Annotated in this window: 23 protein-coding genes and 1 pseudogene; 8 read left to right on the top strand and 16 right to left on the bottom strand. The window is 64.1% G+C overall.

The window, feature by feature from the left end; genetic code table 11:
• Positions 1-107: 107 nt before the first annotated feature.
• Both ABZ677_RS03980 and ABZ677_RS03975 read right to left on the bottom strand, forming a co-directional pair.
• Positions 108-1,076: pseudogene (locus tag ABZ677_RS03980) on the bottom strand (MFS transporter); the annotation flags it as partial.
• 74 nt (positions 1,077-1,150) lie between these two features.
• A complete protein-coding gene (locus ABZ677_RS03975) occupies positions 1,151-1,990 on the bottom strand; it encodes a hypothetical protein (RefSeq protein ID WP_358366752.1) in 840 nt (279 codons plus the stop codon).
• A 142-nt stretch (positions 1,991-2,132) separates the two neighbouring features.
• Here ABZ677_RS03975 and ABZ677_RS03970 point away from each other — a divergent pair, with 142 nt between their 5' ends.
• From ABZ677_RS03970 to ABZ677_RS03955, 4 genes are read left to right on the top strand one after another with little or no spacing between them, the layout of a single operon-like run.
• Positions 2,133-2,708, top strand: coding sequence for a tripartite tricarboxylate transporter TctB family protein (locus ABZ677_RS03970; protein WP_358366750.1), 576 nt, complete (start codon positions 2,133-2,135; stop codon positions 2,706-2,708).
• 3 nt (positions 2,709-2,711) lie between these two features.
• A complete protein-coding gene (locus ABZ677_RS03965) occupies positions 2,712-4,235 on the top strand; it encodes a tripartite tricarboxylate transporter permease (protein ID WP_358366748.1) in 1,524 nt (507 codons plus the stop codon).
• Positions 4,232-5,224 (top strand): tripartite tricarboxylate transporter substrate binding protein, encoded by a 993-nt coding sequence (locus ABZ677_RS03960; protein WP_358366746.1) that lies wholly within the window; start codon positions 4,232-4,234, stop codon positions 5,222-5,224. The genes ABZ677_RS03965 and ABZ677_RS03960 overlap by 4 nt, the downstream gene beginning before the upstream one ends.
• Before the next feature lie 23 nt (positions 5,225-5,247).
• The gene (locus tag ABZ677_RS03955) at positions 5,248-5,859 is read left to right on the top strand and encodes a methyltransferase (RefSeq protein WP_358366744.1); all 612 of its coding nucleotides are present in this window, start codon (positions 5,248-5,250) and stop codon (positions 5,857-5,859) included.
• Positions 5,860-5,994: 135 nt separating this feature from the next.
• On the opposite strand, the gene ABZ677_RS03950 is transcribed toward ABZ677_RS03955, so the two are convergent.
• Together ABZ677_RS03950 and ABZ677_RS03945 are read right to left on the bottom strand one after the other, a co-directional pair.
• The gene (locus ABZ677_RS03950; RefSeq protein ID WP_358366742.1) at positions 5,995-6,810 is read right to left on the bottom strand and encodes an MBL fold metallo-hydrolase; all 816 of its coding nucleotides are present in this window, start codon (positions 6,808-6,810) and stop codon (positions 5,995-5,997) included.
• A gap of 45 nt (positions 6,811-6,855) precedes the next feature.
• Positions 6,856-7,506 carry a redoxin domain-containing protein gene (locus ABZ677_RS03945; RefSeq protein WP_358366740.1) on the bottom strand — a complete coding sequence of 217 codons (651 nt, stop codon included), beginning with the start codon at positions 7,504-7,506 and terminating at the stop codon, positions 6,856-6,858.
• A 160-nt stretch (positions 7,507-7,666) separates the two neighbouring features.
• Between ABZ677_RS03945 and ABZ677_RS03940 the strand changes: the two genes are divergently transcribed.
• Entirely contained in the window at positions 7,667-8,356 is a 690-nt protein-coding gene (locus ABZ677_RS03940; protein WP_358366738.1) for a helix-turn-helix domain-containing protein, read from the top strand.
• A gap of 23 nt (positions 8,357-8,379) precedes the next feature.
• On the opposite strand, the gene ABZ677_RS03935 is transcribed toward ABZ677_RS03940, so the two are convergent.
• The 5 genes from ABZ677_RS03935 to ABZ677_RS03915 all read right to left on the bottom strand — a co-directional run bounded on the left by ABZ677_RS03935 (position 8,380) and on the right by ABZ677_RS03915 (position 12,944).
• Positions 8,380-9,126: an EAL domain-containing protein gene (locus ABZ677_RS03935; protein ID WP_358366737.1), complete on the bottom strand. Its 747-nt coding sequence runs from the start codon at positions 9,124-9,126 to the stop codon at positions 8,380-8,382.
• Positions 9,113-9,358, bottom strand: coding sequence for a hypothetical protein (locus tag ABZ677_RS03930; protein ID WP_358366735.1), 246 nt, complete (start codon positions 9,356-9,358; stop codon positions 9,113-9,115). The genes ABZ677_RS03935 and ABZ677_RS03930 overlap by 14 nt, the downstream gene beginning before the upstream one ends.
• Before the next feature lie 26 nt (positions 9,359-9,384).
• Positions 9,385-10,680: a lipase family protein gene (locus ABZ677_RS03925; protein ID WP_358366733.1), complete on the bottom strand. Its 1,296-nt coding sequence runs from the start codon at positions 10,678-10,680 to the stop codon at positions 9,385-9,387.
• A 20-nt stretch (positions 10,681-10,700) separates the two neighbouring features.
• A complete protein-coding gene (locus ABZ677_RS03920) occupies positions 10,701-12,290 on the bottom strand; it encodes a GMC oxidoreductase (protein WP_358366731.1) in 1,590 nt (529 codons plus the stop codon).
• A 102-nt stretch (positions 12,291-12,392) separates the two neighbouring features.
• Positions 12,393-12,944: a TetR/AcrR family transcriptional regulator gene (locus ABZ677_RS03915; RefSeq protein ID WP_358366730.1), complete on the bottom strand. Its 552-nt coding sequence runs from the start codon at positions 12,942-12,944 to the stop codon at positions 12,393-12,395.
• Between the two features lie 75 nt (positions 12,945-13,019).
• Here ABZ677_RS03915 and ABZ677_RS03910 point away from each other — a divergent pair, with 75 nt between their 5' ends.
• Positions 13,020-14,324: a carboxylesterase family protein gene (locus tag ABZ677_RS03910; protein WP_358366728.1), complete on the top strand. Its 1,305-nt coding sequence runs from the start codon at positions 13,020-13,022 to the stop codon at positions 14,322-14,324.
• 21 nt (positions 14,325-14,345) lie between these two features.
• Here ABZ677_RS03910 and ABZ677_RS03905 read toward each other — a convergent pair whose 3' ends face one another.
• The 4 genes from ABZ677_RS03905 to ABZ677_RS03890 are packed head-to-tail and all read right to left on the bottom strand — an operon-like array spanning position 14,346 to position 17,273.
• Positions 14,346-14,726: a hypothetical protein gene (locus tag ABZ677_RS03905; RefSeq protein ID WP_358366726.1), complete on the bottom strand. Its 381-nt coding sequence runs from the start codon at positions 14,724-14,726 to the stop codon at positions 14,346-14,348.
• 11 nt (positions 14,727-14,737) lie between these two features.
• A complete protein-coding gene (locus tag ABZ677_RS03900) occupies positions 14,738-15,880 on the bottom strand; it encodes an FAD-dependent oxidoreductase (RefSeq protein WP_358366725.1) in 1,143 nt (380 codons plus the stop codon).
• A complete protein-coding gene (locus ABZ677_RS03895; protein WP_037195832.1) occupies positions 15,877-16,074 on the bottom strand; it encodes a ferredoxin in 198 nt (65 codons plus the stop codon). Before ABZ677_RS03895 ends, ABZ677_RS03900 begins: the two co-directional genes overlap by 4 nt.
• Complete coding sequence (locus tag ABZ677_RS03890) at positions 16,071-17,273, bottom strand: cytochrome P450 (RefSeq protein WP_358367220.1); 1,203 nt, start codon at positions 17,271-17,273, stop codon at positions 16,071-16,073. Before ABZ677_RS03890 ends, ABZ677_RS03895 begins: the two co-directional genes overlap by 4 nt.
• A gap of 153 nt (positions 17,274-17,426) precedes the next feature.
• Here ABZ677_RS03890 and ABZ677_RS03885 point away from each other — a divergent pair, with 153 nt between their 5' ends.
• A complete protein-coding gene (locus tag ABZ677_RS03885; RefSeq protein ID WP_358366723.1) occupies positions 17,427-18,095 on the top strand; it encodes a TetR/AcrR family transcriptional regulator in 669 nt (222 codons plus the stop codon).
• Positions 18,096-18,105: 10 nt separating this feature from the next.
• On the opposite strand, the gene ABZ677_RS03880 is transcribed toward ABZ677_RS03885, so the two are convergent.
• Together ABZ677_RS03880 and ABZ677_RS03875 are read right to left on the bottom strand one after the other, a co-directional pair.
• Positions 18,106-18,318 (bottom strand): hypothetical protein, encoded by a 213-nt coding sequence (locus tag ABZ677_RS03880; RefSeq protein ID WP_037195837.1) that lies wholly within the window; start codon positions 18,316-18,318, stop codon positions 18,106-18,108.
• A 4-nt stretch (positions 18,319-18,322) separates the two neighbouring features.
• Positions 18,323-18,466: a hypothetical protein gene (locus ABZ677_RS03875; protein ID WP_155292954.1), complete on the bottom strand. Its 144-nt coding sequence runs from the start codon at positions 18,464-18,466 to the stop codon at positions 18,323-18,325.
• Between the two features lie 354 nt (positions 18,467-18,820).
• Here ABZ677_RS03875 and ABZ677_RS03870 point away from each other — a divergent pair, with 354 nt between their 5' ends.
• Positions 18,821-18,979 (top strand): hypothetical protein, encoded by a 159-nt coding sequence (locus ABZ677_RS03870; protein WP_358366721.1) that lies wholly within the window; start codon positions 18,821-18,823, stop codon positions 18,977-18,979.
• 4 nt (positions 18,980-18,983) lie between these two features.
• On the opposite strand, the gene ABZ677_RS03865 is transcribed toward ABZ677_RS03870, so the two are convergent.
• Positions 18,984-19,745 (bottom strand): lysophospholipid acyltransferase family protein, encoded by a 762-nt coding sequence (locus ABZ677_RS03865; protein WP_358366719.1) that lies wholly within the window; start codon positions 19,743-19,745, stop codon positions 18,984-18,986.
• Positions 19,746-19,751 lie beyond the last annotated feature (6 nt).

Genomic DNA, 19,751 nt, shown 5'->3' with positions numbered 1-19,751 from the left:
ATGCGAGGCCGCGACGATCGATCCCCCAGCACAAGCGCGTTACCGAGCAGAATGCCCGTCACCCCGAACGGCCCAGCGATTGCACCGACCGTCAGTGGGATGAGAATCTGCGCAGACCTGTTGGCCGACATCCGCAATCCCAACGCCTCCCCCTGCGTGGATTTCGGGACGATCGACACCACCCACGACATCGTCAGTGGCTGAGGAATACCGAGCGCGATTCCGAGTGCGACCATGACGCCTATTGCGCCCACGGCCTGCACGAAGGGCAGTACCGCGAGCGCAAGAGCGCCGGCCGCGAGCGAAACATTGAGCAGCACAGTGCGACCGAACTTCGCATCGAGCCGTCCCAGGCCGATACGGCTGACCACCGATACCCCCGCCCGCAGTGCCAGCAACCACCCCACCGTCGTCACCGATACTCCACGTTCGACGGCCCACGCAGGCACGAAGGCGTAGAGCAGATCGACAGTCACCAGCACCGCTCCGCTGACCGTCAACGACTGCCACATGCCCGGCAGCTTCAGCAGTTTCAATCCCGACGCTTCCCCCTCGGCGGGCTTCTCTGCACGAATGTGGTTGCGACCGAGCATCAAGAACAGTGCGGTCGGAAGCGCTACCGCAGTGAAGGCACCGGCAGTGAGGATGCCTGCCGTCGTGTTGGGGCTCTCGATGCTCGCACCGCCGAATCTCGACGCAATGGCAGTCACTGCGAGTGGCCCGACCAGCTGGCCCAACGACGCTGCGGCAGTCAGTGCACCGAAAGCACTTTCGTTCTTGCCGTCGACGTGAACGTGCGCGACGAACGCCTGCTGTCCGATCATGATGAGCAGATTCCCCAGGCCGAACGCCGCCGTACACACGAGCAGCGCCCACATCGCCGAAAACGCAACGAGTACACCGGTTGCGATCGAGCACAACACGATTCCCGATACGATCACCACCGGCCCACCGAACCTGTCGGCGATGCGCCCGATCGGCAGTGCTGCCAATACTGCGGGCGCAGCGAACAGTGCAGCGATCACCGCCAACGTTCGAGTGTCGGCGCCCTCGGCGATCGCTCGGTATCCGATCATCAACCGGACCCCGACCCACCCTGCCTGCGCAGCCGTCGCCTGAACGGTCAGAGCGATGGAATCACGAGAAGCCATCAGCGCAGTGGAATTTCGTCGGTTCCTCCGACCAACCTCGATACGTCGTTGATGTCGTCGCGCACAGCACCGTACCGATCGGGGTCGAGGTGGAAGATGGCCAGCTGCAAGGCATACGCAATGGCAATGGGGATGATGAGCGTGTTGTACTCGGAATCGTCTCCTCGTTGCGCGACGAGGAGGTGCGTCGGCGCAGGCCTGAAGTGATATCCCGGCGCATCGCTGATGAGGATCGACGTACCGCCCCGTCGTTCCGCCTCACGAACCAGCGCGGGTAGCTGAGACGGTGCCTCGCGCAATGCAAATGCGATCAAGGTGGAGTCCTCGGTGAAGCTGACGAATCGCTCGGCGAGGTCCTTTCCGCCCAGCCCGAGCTCGACGACGACCAGCCCGAGTCTGCGGAGACGGCGTGCAAGCATGTCCAAGGCAGGACGTTCGTCGGCCTTGGAGAACAGGTACACCACACGCGACCGATGGATGGAGGTCGCCACGTCCACCAGCTGCTCCTGAGGGATGAAGCTCGACAATCGCTCCAGTGCACGCGCCTCGTCACGAGCGAAAACGGCCAGCTCGTGACCGGTATCGCTGCGCATCAGAGCAGACGAGGCCACGGGTTCGGGGTTGTCGCGCTCGAGATCGGCACGCAAGTCCGGGAAACCGCTGTAACCGAGCTTCTGCGCCAACCGCACGACGGTCGACTCGTGAGTTTGCGCGCGGGCAGCAACCGGAGCTGCGCGCAAACTCGACGGCTCGGGCTCGCCGAGAAGCACCGCAACGACCCGTTTCTCGGACGCACTCAGCGACTTTCCGCTGCTGGCAACCACTGTTCGGAAGCTCATACCCTCCACTTTCCACTGTGTCTGTTGACACACTCAACCACAATCCTGTAAACCTGTGCAAGATTGCAAGTGATCCACAGCACAGCAATCCGGCCGACCCTCTCAGGCCGCATCCGAACATATGTCAGAAAGGCGGCAGGCCGTGAAGGTACTGCTCGGCACACAACACACGATCGAATGGATCGTGCTCGGCGCGACCCTCGTCGTCGGCCTGGCGACGGTCACCATGGCAACCGGGTACGGCGTCACTGCCGACCCTGGCGTCGGTGCGGGCTTCCTGCCCTTGGTCGGCGGACTCGGCATGATCCTCGGCGGCGCGATGTGGGCGATCCAGCTCGTTCGAGCACCGCGGACGAGCGCGTCCGAGCCGGATCCCGAACTCGAGCCCACTACCTCGGCAGCCGTTGCGTTCCTCTCCAGCGACAACGAGGAGGACGCCGACGAGGCCGAACTGCCCGACCGCGCGGGCTGGATCAGAATCGGAGTGGTCGTTGCCGCGATCGCCGGAGCTGCACTGGTTCTCCCCACACTCGGCTACACCCTGTCGATGGCATTGATGCTCGCCGTGGTCCTGGTCTTCGTCGGCAAGCGCACCCCTGTGATCGCCGTCGGCGTCGCCGTGGCCACCACACTCGCCACCCGACTGGTGTTCGACGTCTGGCTCGGCACGGCACTGCCGGCTTCCTCCATTCCGTTCCTCGCTGATTGGGGGTTGTGAGCCATGGGATTTCCCGATTTGATGGCGGGCTTCGTCAACGTCCTCACTCCGACGCATCTGCTGTTCGCACTCCTCGGCTGCGTGCTGGGCATGCTCGTCGGCGTCCTCCCCGGGTTCGGCCCCGCCGCCGCGGTGTCGCTGCTGATCCCGATCACCTTCGGGCTCGACGCCACCACGGCGCTCATCATGCTCGCCGCCATCCTCTACGGTGCCGCATTCGGAGGCACCGTCACCGCTGTGCTGCTGCGCATTCCGGGTGAGGCGTCGTCCATCGCCACCACACTCGACGGCTACGAGATGGCCAAGAGCGGACGCGGCGGACCCGCTCTCGTCGTCGCGGCACTCGCGTCGTTCGTCGGCGGATTGGTCGGCGTCGTCGGATTCGTCGTCGTGGCCCCGTTCAGCCGATTCGCACTCGAATTCGGTGCTCCCGAACTGTTTCTCGTCGCGCTGCTCGGCATGGCACTGATCACCAGCTTCTCGGGCAACAACCCCGCGAAAGCCCTCATCAGCGTCGGCCTCGGACTGGCCATCGCGTCGGTGGGCATCGACTCCGGTCAAGGCATACAGCGATTCACGTTCGGCATGCCGGAACTGTTCGACGGCGTCGCGCTCGTGGCCGTCGTGATGGGCTGCTTCGGCCTCACCGAAATCCTCATCCAGGCCCGCTCGGCTGGCGGTGCCGGCCGACGACCACTCGCCGTCGGCAAGCTGCTGCCCACCAAGACGGACATTGCCAGGTCTGCAGGCCCGACGATGCGCGGATCGGTCATCGGCTTCTTCATGGGCCTGCTCCCCGGATCTCCGGGTGCTGCAACTTCATTGGCGTCCTACGCGATGGAGAAGAAGCTCACCAAGCGCCCTGGGCAATTCGGCAAGGGTGCCGTCGAGGGTGTGGCGGGACCGGAATCGGCCAACAACGCACTCGCACTGTCGTCGATGATTCCACTGTTCACCCTCGGTATTCCCACGTCGGCAACGGTCGCCATCATGGCCAGCGCGTTCACCATCAACGGTCTGATACCCGGCCCACTGTTGTTCCGCGACAACCCCGAGGTCGCCTGGACCATCATCGCCAGCTTCCTCGTCGGCAACATCATCCTGCTGATTCTCAACGTGCCATTGGTACGTCTGTGGATTGCTGTACTGAAGATCCCGTTCCACTACCTGATGGCGATGATCCTCGCCTTCATGTTCCTTGGCGTGTACAGCATCAACGGCAGCGTCTTCGACATCTTCATCATGCTCGGCGCAGGTGTCATCGGATACCTGTTCCACCTCACCAAGATTCCGCTCACTCCTCTCGTCCTGGCGCTGATCCTCGGACCACTGCTGGAGGAGAACTTCCAACGTTCGTTGTCGCTGTCCCGCGGTGACTACGGCGTTTTCGTCGAAGGCCCCATCAACAAGGTTCTACTGCTCGTCTTCATCGCAGCCGTTCTGTTCGGAATGCTGCGCCCCGTCCTGGCTCGCATCCTTTCCCGCCGCGCCACCGCGAACCACCCCATCAAGGAGCCCGTCTCATGAGAACACTGCCCATCCTCGTCGCGGCCATCTCCACCGCTGCGCTGATTGCCGGTTGCAGCGGGGGCACAACCGATTCGGCAGCACCGTTCCCACGCGACGGTGCCACCGTCGAATGGGTCGTCCCGTCCGCCGCAGGCGCAGGCAACGACATCCTCGCCCGCATCATGGCACCGGCCATGGAAGCCGAACTGGGAGTCCCGGTCAAAGTGGTCAACAAGGAAGGCGGCAGCCAGGTCGTCGGACTGAACTACCTGGCCAACGCCGAGCCGGACGGCGAGACCATCGGCTTCACCAATATCCCGTCGATCCTCGGGAGGTACCTGGACCCGAGCAAGAAAGCCGGGTTCGATCGCGAAAGCTTCTCGCCCATCGGATCGTTCGCATCCAACGACATCGTGATCGGAGTCAACAAGTCCAGCCCCTACGCGAACATCGGCGAACTGTTCGATGCGGTGAAGGCCAACCCCGGCACCATCACGGTGGGCACCGACTCCCGCGCGGGCGACGACCACGTCAACCTGCGCACCCTCGAAGACACTCTGGGCCTGGACTTCAACATCGTTCACTACAACAGCGGTGCCGACAAGATCTCGGCACTGGTCTCCGGCGAAACCGACTTCGCCCTCGGCGGAGTGTCCAGCTTCTACGGCCAGTTCGCATCGGGTGAGGTGAACATCCTCTCGGTACTCACCGAGGAGCGAAACAAGCTCATCCCCGACGTACCGACGCTGGCGAGCGAGGGATACGACGCCCCGTTCATGACCAACAACTTCGCCATCAGCGCCCCCGCAGGCACCCCGGACGCGACGATGACCACGCTGCAGAACGCCCTCGAGACCGCGCTGGCCGACCCGACCGTGGCCGAGAAGCTGACCGGGGCAGCGACACAACCCGATTGGGTCTCCGGTGCCGACGTCGAAACCCTGTGGGAACAGCGTGAAACCGAGATCGAGCCGATCATCGCCGAACTGCTCGCCGACCAGCAATAAGTCACCCGAAAGGCATTGATCTCATGAGTACCGAAACCTATTCCACCACTGCCGTGTCCGACGACATGATCGAACGCTTCTCTCGGGTGCCCGCAGCAAACGTAGGCGATGCCCAGGATCGTTTCGGCATCATCGCCGGACTGCGGCCCATTTGGGCCGGAGCAGCGGTCACCGGCCGGGCCTACACCGTGTGGACCCGATCAGGCGACAACCTCTACATCCACAAGGCTCTCGACGACGCCCGCCCCGGCGACGTCATCGTCGTCAACGGCTCGGGCGACGACACCCGCGCCCTCATCGGCGATCTCATCGGGATCCGCGCCAAATCGCTGGGCATTGCGGGTTTCGTCATCGACGGTGCCGTGCGCGACGCCGACGCATTGGCCGAGCTGGGCCTGCCCGTCTTCGCCCGAAGTGTCACACCTGCCGGGCCGTACAAGAACGGGCCGGGACGGCTGAACGAGCCGGTAGCGCTCGGAGGCGTCGTCGTATCTCCCGGTGACGTCATCGTCGCCGATGCAGACGGCGTGGTTGTCGTGAAGAGCTCCGATGTGGACGACGTGATCGTCGCGGCCGAGGACGTGGTGGCACGTGAGGCCTCGAAACGGGAGAGCTTCTCGTCCGGAATGCGCTAGTCGGGTCGCGGGGCTGGACTGCCGACAGAATCCGGTGCAGCTGACCGCGCTCACCGCGGCCAGCTGCACCGGATTTTGATCTGTAGGACCCGCAACCCGGCTCACCGTCGTCTTCGGACTGCGCAGCCTCTGCTGTTACTCGGCGACGGTGACCTGTGCCCCGCGGTCGATGACGCGTAGTCGATCCGAGAGTCCGGCGCGTTCGAAGATCGCACGGAGATCGTCGGTGTCCTCGCGGAAGTGCTTCCACGAATCGGCATGCACAGGAACGATGGTCGCCCCCTCCAGTATCTCGGCGGCCTGCAGTGCGCGTTCGTTGGACAAGGTTATGTACACGCCGTCCGCGAGCTCCTCGAAGCCTGCGCCGCCGACGAACAGGACTGCAACTGCGATGTCCGGGAAACGTTCTGCGATGCCACGCACGACCTCGACAGAGGAGTTGTCGCCGCTGACATACGTGGTGGGCACACCGTCCCCACTGAGAACGAATCCGGTGACCGGGCCGATCTGTTGCCAGACCCCGTCGGGACCGTGTTGAGCCGGAACGCCGGTGATGGTGAGCGTTCCGCCCTCCGGGAGTGCGATCTCGGCGCTCTTGTAGTCCTCGAGACCGATGGCACCGTTGGCGATACGTTCGGCACCGAGATCGGTGGTGTAGACGTGATCGACCGTGCCGAGGAACTCGCGGCCGGACGTGTCGAGATTGTCGATGTGATGATCGTGCGAGACCAACGCGACGTGGACTGTCCCGACCTCGTCCCGACTCAGCGCCGGTCCCTCGGTACGAATGACGCCTTTGAGTCCCTCGGTGCCGTCATGACCCGTGTAGTCCTGGGCAGCATCGAATGTGGGGTCGAGGATGATGCGGAGACCGCCGATGTCGACCAAAGCGGTGGGGCCGCCGATCGGCAGGATGGAGACGGCGTGTCGGGTGGTGGTGGCTGCAGTCATGTCTGCTCACTTTCGGGGGATCATGTATGGAAAGGTATGGATGGGCTACGCCTGTGCTGCGGAGTTCTCCAGCACTACGGTGCGCAGGTAGGGAAGGACCTTCTCGACCGAGCCGAACTTCTGTGCCGCGTCGTCGTCGGACAGCTCGAACGGAACGAGCACTCGTTCACCCGGTGACCAATTCGCCGGAGTGACGATCGAGTGCCGGTCTGCCGTTTGGAGCGAGTCCAGTACGCGGAGAATCTCGTCGAAGTTCCGGCCTGTCGTGTGCGGGTAGGTGAGTATCAATCGGATCGTCTTGTTCGGATCGATGACGAACACCGAACGGATCGTGGTGATGTCGCTGAGTTTCGGATGAACCATCCCGTACTGCCGAGCGATCGTCAGCCGATCGTCGTCCACGATCAACGGAAAGTCGATCGCGACGCCGAACGCGTCGGACAGCTCAGCGGCCCACTGGCGGTGGCTCTCCGCAGTGCCGGCCGACAACGTGGCGATCTTCGTTCGGCGCTTCCGAAACTCACCCGCCAGACGAGCCGCTCGAGCGATCTCGGTGGAACAGACCGGGGTGAAGTCCTTCGGATGCGAGAACAGGAGTGCCCAGCTGCCGTCGAGCCAGTCATGGAAGGCGAACGGTCCGTTCTGGGTGTTCGATCGAAAGTCCGGTGCGGTGTCGCCGAGGAGGAGAGAACTCATGCCGGCACCACCGTGCGCGTACAGCCGTTCGTCCGCGCTCGGCCGAAGAGACACTGCTGAGGGTTCGATGTAATAGCCATGTACGCATAGAACTCAACAATTGAAATCACGCATAGTACAAAGGTTGTACCAGCCCTCGAACCTTCATACCGTCGCAGACATGACCGTCGAATACTGCCCGGTCTCCATGGGCGTCAACCTTCTCGGAGACAAGTGGAGCCTGCTGATCGTCCGCGAGATCATCACCGGAGCACACAATTTCAACGCGATACATCGTGGCCTCCCCGGGATCTCTCGCACTCTGCTCGCGTCTCGTCTCCGCTTCCTCGAGCGAGCAGAGCTCGTGGTCAAACTCGACCGCGAGTACCACACCACCCCGGCCGGATCCGATCTTCTCGGCGTCCTGATGTCGCTGGGATCGTGGACGGCTCGCTGGCGGTTCCCGGCCCCGACCGAAGAACAAGCAGACCCCTACTTGCTGCTGTGGCGAATGCGGGCCGGACTGGACATCTCACGGTTGCCGAACAATCGTCGCACCACCCTGCATTTCGCCTTCACCGAACCGCGGGTGCACGGCTGGATCGTGGTCGACAACGGCAAAGCCACGCTGTGTTACCAGGATCCGCGGTTCCCTGTCGACGTTGCAGTGTCCGGCACCGTCAACACCTGGAACCAGATCTGGTACGGGCACCGCACCTTCGCCTCTGCTCGCCAGTCGGGAGAGATCGACCTCGCAGGTGCGACGCCTCTGACATCCGCATTCTTCTCCTGGTTCGAGCTGAGCCCGTTCGCACAACAGATCACGGACGCAGTGGGCCACAACGTCACCCAGGAAGTCCGCGCCTCGTAGGTGGGCCGATGCGGACGAGGTCATCACTTCTGTGCGAGCAGATGCACCGCTGCGGGGCGACCGGTTCGATAGCCCTGCAGCAAGTCGGCCCCCATCGATGTTGCTGCCTCCAGATCGTCGTCGGTCTCGATGCCCTCGAACACACAGCGCGCATTGGTCTTTCGCGCAAAATCCAGGATGAGTTCGGCCACCACCATCTTGGTCCGGTTCTCCCTCATGCCGTGCACAACGGTTGCGTCGAGCTTGATGACGTCGGGTTCGAGCAGCACCAGGCGCCGCAGTCCCGCGTGGCCCGAGCCCACATCGTCGACGGCGATGTCGACGCTGCCGCGTCTGAGTTCGGCCAACGCTGCCAGCACCTCCAGCTCGTCGTCGATGGCGGCGTGCTCGGTGATCTCGACGATCAGGTGCCGTCGTCGACCGAATTCCACGAGGTGGCCCACCAACGCGAAATCGGCCACTAGTGTTGCGGCACAGAGATTGACGGCGAGGAACGATCCGCACGGAAGCTGAGCGGACTCCTTCAGCGCATTCATGACAGCAGACGTGTCGAGAGCTGCCCCGAGTCCGCAGTGCACAGCATCGGCAAACCAACTCTCCGTGGTGCCTCCGCCGTCCGGAAAGCGTGAGAGAGCCTCGTATCCCTCGATTGCGCCGTCGACGGCGCGAACGATCGGCTGAAAGACCATGGTCGGACCACCCGAGTCGATGACAGACCGGATGCGGCGCGACGCGCGTCGCCGATGGGAGGCGTCCCTAGTCGGTAGCACTGGCCCGCAACGGAATGACCGGGCAGAGCGTCATCGACACTGCATTCTCTCGGATCGACCTGCTCACCACAGCGAGATCGGACTCTCCGAAACCGAGAAGGAGTGCATGCAATCGCGTCTCGTCTCGTGGCCAGGTGAGGCCGAACGCGTCGGCGACGGCGAGGTAGTCGTTCACCCGTTGCTCGACGCTCAGGGCACCGACAAGACGGTTGCGCCGAAGGAACTCTCGCATCCCTCGCCATCGCCAGCGGTCTACGATCAGTCGAAAGCGCATGCTGCCACCGGGAGATCGGCGAACCGGTCCATCAAGAACTGAGCAGCTTCTCCGCCGTAGCCGTCGATCAACTGTGGGCCGAAGTGGTTCGGCAACACCGCACCCTGCAGAATCGGCGGCAGGGGGTTGCTGTGGAACTGAACCGACGCACCGCCACCGCACCAGTCCTCCGCCAGTTGCCGGGCCTGCCCGTAGGGCACTGTGTCGTCGTTGATTCCACTGGTGATCAACACCGGCGCATCGGGTGTACGCCGACCGATGCGTTGCTCGTCGAAGATCGCACCGGCCTGGGGAATGGTGCGCAGGTTCTCGAGCATCGACTTGCCGTCCTTCGTCAACGACTCCGTGCGTAGAAAGGGATGCTCGAGGATGGTGTCGCCGATGCATTCGGTCGACAGTTCGTTCAGAACCGCCTTGCCGTGATCGGTGAGCCTCTCGTCCACCAGCGGCTTCAACGTGGGGTCCCGCTCGATGAAACCGTTGAGGGCATAGCCGATCACACCGCCGATCAGCGTCCCGTCGACCTTCGCCAACACATCCAGCAGGTCGGCCGTCGGCGCGCCTGCCCACGTTCCCTTCAGATCGAGTTCCGGTGCGTACTCCGACGCGAGTTCCGCGGCAGCCGCAGCAGCTCCGCCGCCCTGCGAATAACCCCAGATGCCGATGGGCGCATCCGGATCCCCCGAGAGTTCGAGCGCGGCGCGGGCACCGTCGAGAACCGCGTGTGCTTGCTCCGGCCTGTTCACGTAGGTGTGGATACCGGGCGTTCCCAATCCGATGTAGTCGGTGACGAACACGTTCGCGCCCATCGACCCCCACAGCGCCGACGACAACAGCTCCTGGTTGAACGAGATCGACAATGGTTGCGCCACAGCGTTGATCGAAGTCGGGAAGGCCCGCGACGGTGCACACTGGTCGCCCTGCCCCACCGTGCCCGGTGCCACGACGATCGTCGGCCGTGGGCCTGCACCCCGCCACGGGACCTCGGTGTCGACGAACGTACCCGTCACCCCGACGGGCGCGCCGTCCTGCGTGCGGGAGGTGTACATGACGCGCTGTGCCTGCGCCGGATACACGCCGTCTGCCCCGGGCAGAGCAGCGAACAACGACATCGGTTGCGTACGAACGACGGAACCCGGACTGTCATCGAGTTGCGCAGGTGGCACGTAGAACTCGTCGACGGGATCGGCATGTGCCGGCGAGGCTCCGAGCGCGACCACCGACGATGCCAGCAGTGCGGTGCCCACGAGAACACGAATCATGTTGCGGTACGGGTGCATCGGTCTCTTTCTTCCTGGTGTCAGATGACGGTGCCGAGGTCGCGAGCCACGATGTTGTCCAGTGCTCGTTCGGCGAGCGCAGCGATGGTCATGGACGGGTTGCAGGCCGCGGTGTTGCCCGGCATCAACGCACCGTCGAGCACGTACAGTCCGCGTTGGCCGTGTACGCGGCCGTCGAGATCGCATACCGGGCCCATGTTGGCCCCGCCCAGCGGATGCCAGGTGGACGGGAACAATGCATTGGTGTCGGTGAGAATGCTGCCGGTGCCGGCGATGCGACGAACCGTCGGGTCGATGGATCCGTCCTGAATGACGGAGTCGCCGTTGGCCGGCCAGTGCAGTAGAGCTTGGTCTCGCGCCGAGTCGTAGTCGAAGTGGCCGCGCCCGTCGCTGACTCCGTACCCGACGAGCATCGTGCTGCGGGCATCGAAGGACAGTGGTGGTATCGATGCCTGGATGACGGTGTGTGCAGTGCGCGGGTCGTCCCAGTTCAAGCTGCCGAACACCACCGGACCGCCCTGCGGCGCACCGAATTGCTGCTCGATGCTGGACCACACGTAGATCCGATCGGCATTGGTGCCCCAGCCCTGCCCGAGTTCGTCCGGCAGATCGGGAATGGCCCCGGTGGCGCTCGCGCGAACCAGCATCTTGGTGGTGTTCAGGCTTCCCGCCGCCATGATCAGTGCACCGGTGGTGAGGATCTTGTTCTCCAACACCGTTCCATCGGAATCGATTCGGTCCACGTGGACGATCCAGCGGCCGTCGGTGGCGCGCTCGACATGCGTGACGTTGTGCTGCGTCGCCACGGTGGCCAGGCCGGTCGCCTCGGCGGCCGCGATGTAGGTGACATCGACAGAATGCTTGCCGCCGTTGTTCACTCCGAAGGCACCGGCACCGTTGGTGTACGACGGCGTCATCACCCCGCGGGTCTCGTCGAGGGCGTAGTTCCAGTCGATCGGCATCGGAATCTTCGACACCGGCAGTCCAGCCCGACGCGCACTGTCTGCGAACACCCGCGCCGCTCGATAATTGGGAGTGTCGATCAACTCGTCGGGAGCCTGCGCGAGCTGCAACATCCGCGCGACGCGGGGATAGTGCACTGCGTTCAACCTCGTCCAGTCGAGCTCGACCGGAAAGTGTGTCTCGAACACCGCCTGCGACGGCTGCAGCGTCATCCCCTGATAGATCAGGGATCCGCCGCCCACACCCGCGGCGCACAGCGCGGTCATGTTGTCACCGGGGACGGCCTCGAGCAGTCCGACATACGGATCGAACGGGACTGGCCTGCCGAACAGATTGGGGCTCGACGCGTACCACAGCATCCGCTTGTCCGGGGCGGTCGCGTTGGGGAAGGTGTCTGCATTCGGCCCTGTGGGCCAACGCCTTCCGCGCTCGAGAACCAGAACGGGAAGGCCTGCCTCGGCCAGGCGCAATGCTGCGACGCCACCGCCGAACCCCGATCCGATCACGACCACGCGATGGTCCTCGCGAGTGAGCGGAACCTGAGTTCTTGTGCCGGTGGCTGCGCCGGCAACGCCCGTGCCCGCCACCGCGGCAAGGCCTGCAACCACTGCAGCACCGAGAAATGTCCGACGGTTCAGATTCGACACGTTCCCCCCACAGTCGCGGATGTGCACGCACCGAGACTCGGGCCACACGTACGCGCCGTGCAAAACTAGACAGAAGCACCCGCGGGTGTCAAGTTTTACGGGCTAAGTAAGTGGCAGAACGGGAATCAACCACCGCTCGAGGTACTGACGCAGACCGTCGTCCTCGTGAATGGAAGGGTCGTCGAACAGAATGACCGACAGCGCCGCCCGCACGATGACTCCGTCGATACCGTCGAACTGCGCGGAATCGAATCCTGGATTGCGCTCGGCGTATCCGTCGAGGAACTGACGTACCACCGGCAGTGCACGATCCATCATGTCCGCGTCGAACAGCGGGTTCGCGTTACCCGAGCGCAGCAACGAATTCAGCACAGGTTCCCGCCGAATGAGATGGCGTGCGGCGACGATCGTCTCGACGATGAACTGCGTCGGACTCTCTGCCTGATCGGCCTTCTCCCGTATCCCACCCATGACGTCGACGACGAGTCCGATCATGGCTTCGGAGATCATGTCCTCACGGGTGGTGAAGATCGAGTACACCGTCTGACGGGTGACACCAGCAGCACGAGCCACTGCCGCGATCGTGACGCCCTCGAAGCCGGACTCGGCGATCAGCCCGAGTGTGGCATCGAGAATCTTCTGCTTGGACCGCATGGTCCGATTATGACGCCACGTCTGTCGTGTCGGTCGGACGGTATGCTCGCGCTGTTCGATAAGGGGGTTCTTCACTTGAACGACGAGATGACGGCCGGGGCGACGCGGCGAACGATCACCGGCACGACCAGCGGAGATCTCGAAGCAGTCGAATTCGACGGGCTGATCCACGCACGGGGTATCCCCTATGCCACCGCCACGCGCTTTCGGAATCCCCGACCGGTCGACACCCCGGGGACGACGCGCGACGCCACCCGCCGTGGTCCGGCATGCGTTCAATTGCCCTCTCGGCTCGACAATGTCACCGGTCCGATGATCGACCGGCTCGACCAGAGCGAGGACTGTCTCGTGCTGTCGGTGACCGCTCCCGCTGCGGCCGAGGGACTTCCGGTCATGGTGTGGCTGCACGGCGGCGGCTACGTCTCCGGCGGCGGGGAGGCCGAGAAGTACGATGCAGACCACCTCGTCCGAGAGGGTGTCGTGGTCGTCAGTGTCACCTTCCGGCTCGGCGGTTTCGGTTACCTGACCCCGAAAGGGTCGGGGGACAGCAACATCGGTGTTCAGGATCAGATCGAGGCTCTGCGCTGGGTGTCGACCAACATCGCTCGGTTCGGCGGTGCTCCGACCACTGTGACCCTGTTCGGTCAATCCGCGGGCGGCGATGCCATCCTCGCGCTGATGGCGTGCGACGCGGCCGCAGGGTTGTTCACGAGAGCAATCGTGCAGAGCGCACCGCTCGGATTGCGCTCGGGCCGTTCGGCTCTGTACGACACGGCACGAAAGGCTTTCGCAGCTCGGTTCTCCACGGACCCGGCCACCGCACCTGCGTCGGAGGTGCTCGATGCGGAGCGGGCCGTGACGCAGGCCGTGCGTAGGTTCGGTGCCGCAGGCGGAATGCCGTTCGGGCCGGTCGCTCACCTCGAGCCACTGTCCGATGACCCCGACGCCGCCCTGCGCAGGACCGCCACTCGCGTCGAACTGCTGATCGGTCACACCAGAGACGATGCTGCGCCCTTCGTAGACATCGTGTCGAATATGCTGTGGCTGAACAGGTTCGGCGTTGTCAGTTCGGTGCTCACCGCTCCGGTGGTGCGTCTCGTCACCAACTTGCTGTTCGGCGTGGATTCGATGGTGAAGATGTGGCACGGCGCGGGTGGTCGGGTCGCGTCGTACCGAGTCGACTGGGCGCCGAAAGGTGCACCGTTGGGGGCATGCCACTGCATCGAATTGCCGTTGCTGTTCGGCGACGCGTGGTCGGACGCGCCCATGTTGGCCGGCCACACACCGCCGACGGCGCTGGCCGCCAGGGTCCGTCGGACATGGGCAGCATTCGCCAGAGAAGGAGTGGCCGGGCTGCCTGCCCGCTCGCTGGTGTTCTGAGAGCCCCTCCTTCGTCGATCGTCAGAGCTGCGTCTCGGCAAGGACACCGGCAACGGCGAAGCCTCCGGCGATGGCGCACCCAGCCACGCGTGTTCGCTGCGGCAGATACGCGGTCAGAGCGAAGACACCGGTATCCCAGACATCGACAGCCACCCCGGCGCGCAGCAAGGGACGCACCAACTTCGGCGCATACCTGGTGGCCGCGTACAGACCGCCGCCGATGTAGATCTCCCGGATTCCGAAGGTGCGGGCGGCAGCACGCGTGGTCGCCACGGCGGCGTCGGGCCCGGCGAGGAGTTCGTTGGCACGAGTGGGCGCGATCATGTGGGCGATTCCGATTGCCGCACGGCCCAATCCGACGATCTCGGGAAGGCGTCGTACAAGTGTGGAGCCAGTAGCCATGAATACATTCCTCAGGTAGTGGAGACAGTGTTCTCGCGAGCCAACCGCCGGAGCACACCGACGGGCTTCTTGATACCGAACGCGACGATGGTGGTGCGGCCGTCCGGGTGAGTCCACCGCAGCAGTGCGGACCCGTCTGCGACGGACCCTTCGAGAACGGTCGGATCTCCCTGCAGGGGAAGGGGACCGACGACTTTGATGGACAGCCCCAGGATCTCGGTCCAGAAATAGTCGTCGGTGGGTGCGCAGGTCGGTTCGACGCCGAGAGCGGAGGCCGCGGCAACCTTGCCCTGCGCGACGGCATTCGACCAGAACGGCGACCGAGCCGACGCAGCGCGTGAGTAGGTGACATCGCCGGCCGCGTAGACATCGGGAAGCGCTGTAGCGCAATGGTCGTCGATACCGACACCGCGATGGTCCGCGATTCCGGTCCCCTCCAACCAGCCCGACTCGGGCACGTCTCCGGCGCAGGTGACGACCAGATCGGCCTCGAGGGTTCGGTCCGCGAGCTCGACGCCGACCACTGGATCGCCGATCAACCTCACCGCACTGTCGACCCGGACGACATCGACCGAAGCGGCTTCCGCTCGGGACGAAACAGCCTCGGACAGAAACGAACCGAGCAACCGCTGCAGAGGAGGATCGACGTCGACGACGGTGGCGTCGACACCACGAGAAGCGCAGGCACTCGCAACTTCCATACCCAGGAAACCTCCACCGACGATGACGGCGGTCTTCGCCTCGTCCAACCGTGGCCGAAGTGCACGGGCATCGGCGAAGGTCCGCAACACGATCTCGCCGGCCTGCCCGGGGGCGGCTATCCGGCGCGCGGCCGCACCGGTGGCCACGATCAGGGCGTCGTACGTCACCTCGGTGCCATCGGCCGTGGTCACGGTCCGAGTCTCGATATCCAACGACACCGCGCGGTCGACGATCGAGGTGATGTCGAGATCCGACAGATCCCACGTTTGCGCCTCGGCTGCTTCACCTTTGAGCACATGCTTGGACAACGGCGGTTTCGCGTAGCAACCGTCCGCGTCGGCACCGATCATGACGATCGAACCCCGGTGCCCGCGGGCGCGGAGCTCACGGACGGCGGTACACCCGGCGATGGAGTCTCCGACGACGACGATGCGACGGTCGGTGGCGCTCACTTGCTCTCTCGGAGGGCCGCTACCGGACACGCTCCGATCGCCGAACGTGCCGGGGAGGCAAGGTCGTCGGGTATGTCGTCGCCATCGAAGGCGTAGTGAAGCTCGCCCTCGTCGTCCAGGCTGAAGACCTTGGGAGCTTGATCGGCACAGATTCCATGCCCTTCGCACCGATCCCAGTCGACGTCGATTCTCATTGCGGTGTCCCTTCTGCAGCCACCAATTTCAGCGGCAGGCGTTCGTATCGGTGAATGACATTGTTGACGGCCCTTTTCGGCGTTCCCGAGGGGACGAATCTTTCGACTCGGCGCGCCAGCACACGGAGCATCGTCTGCGCTTCGAGACGCGCCAGTCCTTGACCGGCGCAGCCGTGTGTACCCGAACCGAAGCCGAGCTGGCGCGCCGCATCGCGGGTGATGTCGAACGCATCGGGGTTGTCCCATTCCCGCTCGTCGCGGTTCGCCGACGCGTAGATCACCAGCACACGGGCTCCTGCGGGAATTCTGGATCCGCCGATATCGGCGTCGCGCACAGCCCGTCGTGAAAATGCCCGGATGGGTGACTCGTACCGGACGACCTCGTTGACAGCGTTGGGAATCAGGTCCGGGTTCTCCCGTATCGCCTGCCATTGCTCGGGATGTCGAGCGAACAGGTCCAGTGCGCCGGAGATCGCTCCGATGGTGGTGTCGAGTGATGGTCCGAGGTAATCGATCATCAGTGCCGGGCACGCCGATTTCTCGAGTCGATTCTCGTCGGCGGCGATCAGCACGTCCTCGCCCATACTTCCGGGCAGGACCGACCGCTCGCGCACCACCCGCTTGGAGAAACTGAGCATCTCGGTGGTGGCCTTGACCGCGGTGGCCGAATGCCGATTGACGGGGCCCAGCGAGTCGAAAGTTGCTCCGGCCCAGCGGAGAAGGTTCTCGCGGCCATCCTCCGGCCAGCCGACGAGGTCTGGCACGATCGACATGGGCAGCGCCGTTGCGAGGTCGTCGACGCCGTCGACGAACTGTTTGCTCAACGCGGCGTCGACGATACTTTCCGCCTTCTCCGAGATCGCCGTCGTCATCTTCCGAACTGCTCGCGGAGTCAGACGGTGAGCCAGAACCGCGCGCTTCGACGCGTGCTCGTCGCCGTCACTGTTGAGGGTCGTGCCCCGGCCGAGTCGGTTGGCGATGGGATTGAGCGCGACGCCATCCCCGGAAACGAAGGTCTCGTCGTCGAGCAGCACTGTCTTGCACTCGGCATACCGAGGGATCGCGAACACCTGCTGACCAGGAAGCCACACCACCGGGCCGAGCTCCCGCAACCTGGCGTAGTGCGGGTACGGATCGACAATGGCGTCGGTGGAGTAGATGTTCCTGCGGTACTGGGGAATCGACACGTCGGTTGTCATCAAGTCCTCGATGGGCCACGGATCCGGCGACGTCCGCCAGACATTGACGATATCGTCACTCATCACACGTCACCGCGTCAAGCATTTTTGACGAATTCGTCAATATTTCTCGCGATAGGCTGCCCTCACCACATTCCAGAGCAGGAGCACACCGTGACCGAAGGCAACCGTGTCGAGCGCCGGAAGGCTCGCACCAGAGCCGCCCTCGTTCGGGCCGCGCAAGGATTCCTGGCGAGCGGCAACACCAACGCGCCCGTTCTGGAGATAACCCAGGCCGCCGATGTCAGCAATGGATCGTTCTACAACTACTTCGATACCAAAGAGGAGCTGTGGCAGGCGGCCATCGACGCGGCCCTCGAATCCACAGGCGACTACCTCGACTCGCTGACCGTGGGATTGGACGACCCGGTCGAGAAATTCACCCAGTCCTTCCGGTTGTCCGGACGACTCTTCCGCCTCGAACCGCAACTGAGTCTCGTGCTGCTCAACTCCGAGGCCGCGGCATTCGCAGCAGCCGGCGGCCTGGCACCGCGTTCGCGCCGTGATATCGAATCTGCCGCCGAACAAGGCCGATTCGATGTGGACGACCCAGATGTCGCACTCGCGATCGTGGCCGGTTCACTGCTGTCGTTGGGGCGACTGCTGCTCGCCCAACCCGAGCGCGACGAAGCTGCGACCGTGGACGACACGACGCAGCGCGTGCTGCGAGCGCTCGGGATATCCGCCGACGAGGCCGAAAAACTTTGTGGCCGCGAGCTTCCGACGTCCTACAGCGGCGGAGTTCAGGCAGCGATCGACCCCACGTCCCAGCCGCTCCCGTAGCCGACCGGAGTCAGTCGTCCGCGGCCCTGAGCGCGACGCTCAGCGCCTCTTGCGCCGATATGTCCGCCTCGATCGCACCGCGCATCTCGGCATCGTCGAGGTCCACGAGCAACGGAACTTCGGTGTCGGACTGTCCGCGCACATCGGCGAGTTCCTGCTCGCGATCTTTCGCTCGCCGGTAGGCGGCCAGGGCCTCGTCCTGCTTCTCTCGTGCGGTGGCCATGCCGTCAGGCTCTCTGGTGTCGCGCGGGCGCGTGCGCAGACACCTCGACGGGAACCGATACGGCAACGGGTTCGACCTTCCGATCACTACCGCGCGTGCTCATCTTCATGAAGTTCTGCAGTTCGTCGTGGATAGGTGTGTCGGTCATGAGACTCGACCTTCTCGACCTACGATTCGCAGGTCGGTTCGGTTTCGCTGAACCATTGTGTGCGCTGAACGAGCGGCGTGACACCGACCCTACGGCCTTTCCTCCCACGCGGTCGACGCTGCGCCGCACACCGTCGACCAGAAGTCCGCTGCTATCGACGAGCCCGGGGCTCGGGGTCTACTGTCGCTCACGTCGACAAGTTCGATCACGAAGAAGCGGCAGTCGATGGCCGGCCCTGGGTACACAGCGCGGGGTAACGGCGACTCGAACCTCGGCAGACCTTCCTGCCGAGGTTCGAGCTGCTCGACCGGGACACGCACGGTAGCGGCATTCGACGTACAGGATCGAGTCCGAGTGCTCACCTACAGCTTCAACCTCGATTACCGGGGCATATGTCCCATCTGCGAGCAGATCACGTTGGGAGAGAACGTCATCGATTCGCCGGCCGTCGGACCGACCAACAGCCGCATCTATGTCTCCTGTGAAGCCTGCGGATGGGAAGGACCGGGCTGACGGCTCAGCCGATCACCGGCAGGCGATCCTTCGTCAGTTCGTCGAGTTCTGCCTGCATCGCAGAGTGAACGCGGTGCGCGAAATCCTCTGCCGACTCGTCGGGCTCGGGACGCATCGGTGCCAGGACCGACGTCCGAAGCTTCGTCGGTAGTGGGAGATACGGAAGCAACCCGACCACCCCGACATTGACACCCCAGGGAATGGATATCGACAGCGGCACCGTCTTGACCCGGAGGGACGTCTTGTGCAGCCGAAGCGCTCGGGCGATGCGCTTTCCGCTACTGAGGACGAGCAGCGACTCACCCGCTCCCGAGGTCACCACCGGAACGATCGGCACCCCGGCCTCCATTGCCAGACGGGCGTAGCCGCTGCGTCCCGCGAAGACGATCTCGTTGCGTTGGCGCCACGACTTCAGCGCATCGAGGTCACCGCCGGGGAAGACCAGGACATTGTGTCCCTCTTCGAATGCGTCGAGAGCATTCTGTCGAGCGGCAGGCCGAGCACCGAACGGCTCGACCAACTTCCCTGCACGCAGGGTCCACGCGATCTGGTGCGTCAACGCGATGACTTCCCTGGACAGGTCCAGGTCGTCGTACGCAGCAGCGAAGGCGAAGACGTTCAGATCGATCACTCCGCCGAACCCGTGATTGCACACGAACAACACGGGCTCGTCGGGAACCGGTTGCGCGACCGACACTTCGAGGCGGTTGTACAGACGAACCGCATTGATGCCCATGGCCCGAATCGCGCGAGGTACTTTGTGCATGGGCGC

This window comes from Rhodococcus sp. NPDC006774 (assembly GCF_040636045.1).
Classification (GTDB): domain Bacteria; phylum Actinomycetota; class Actinomycetes; order Mycobacteriales; family Mycobacteriaceae; genus Rhodococcoides.
The sequence above is the reverse complement of the archived record's forward strand: the minus strand, read 5'-3'. Positions and strand labels throughout refer to the sequence as shown.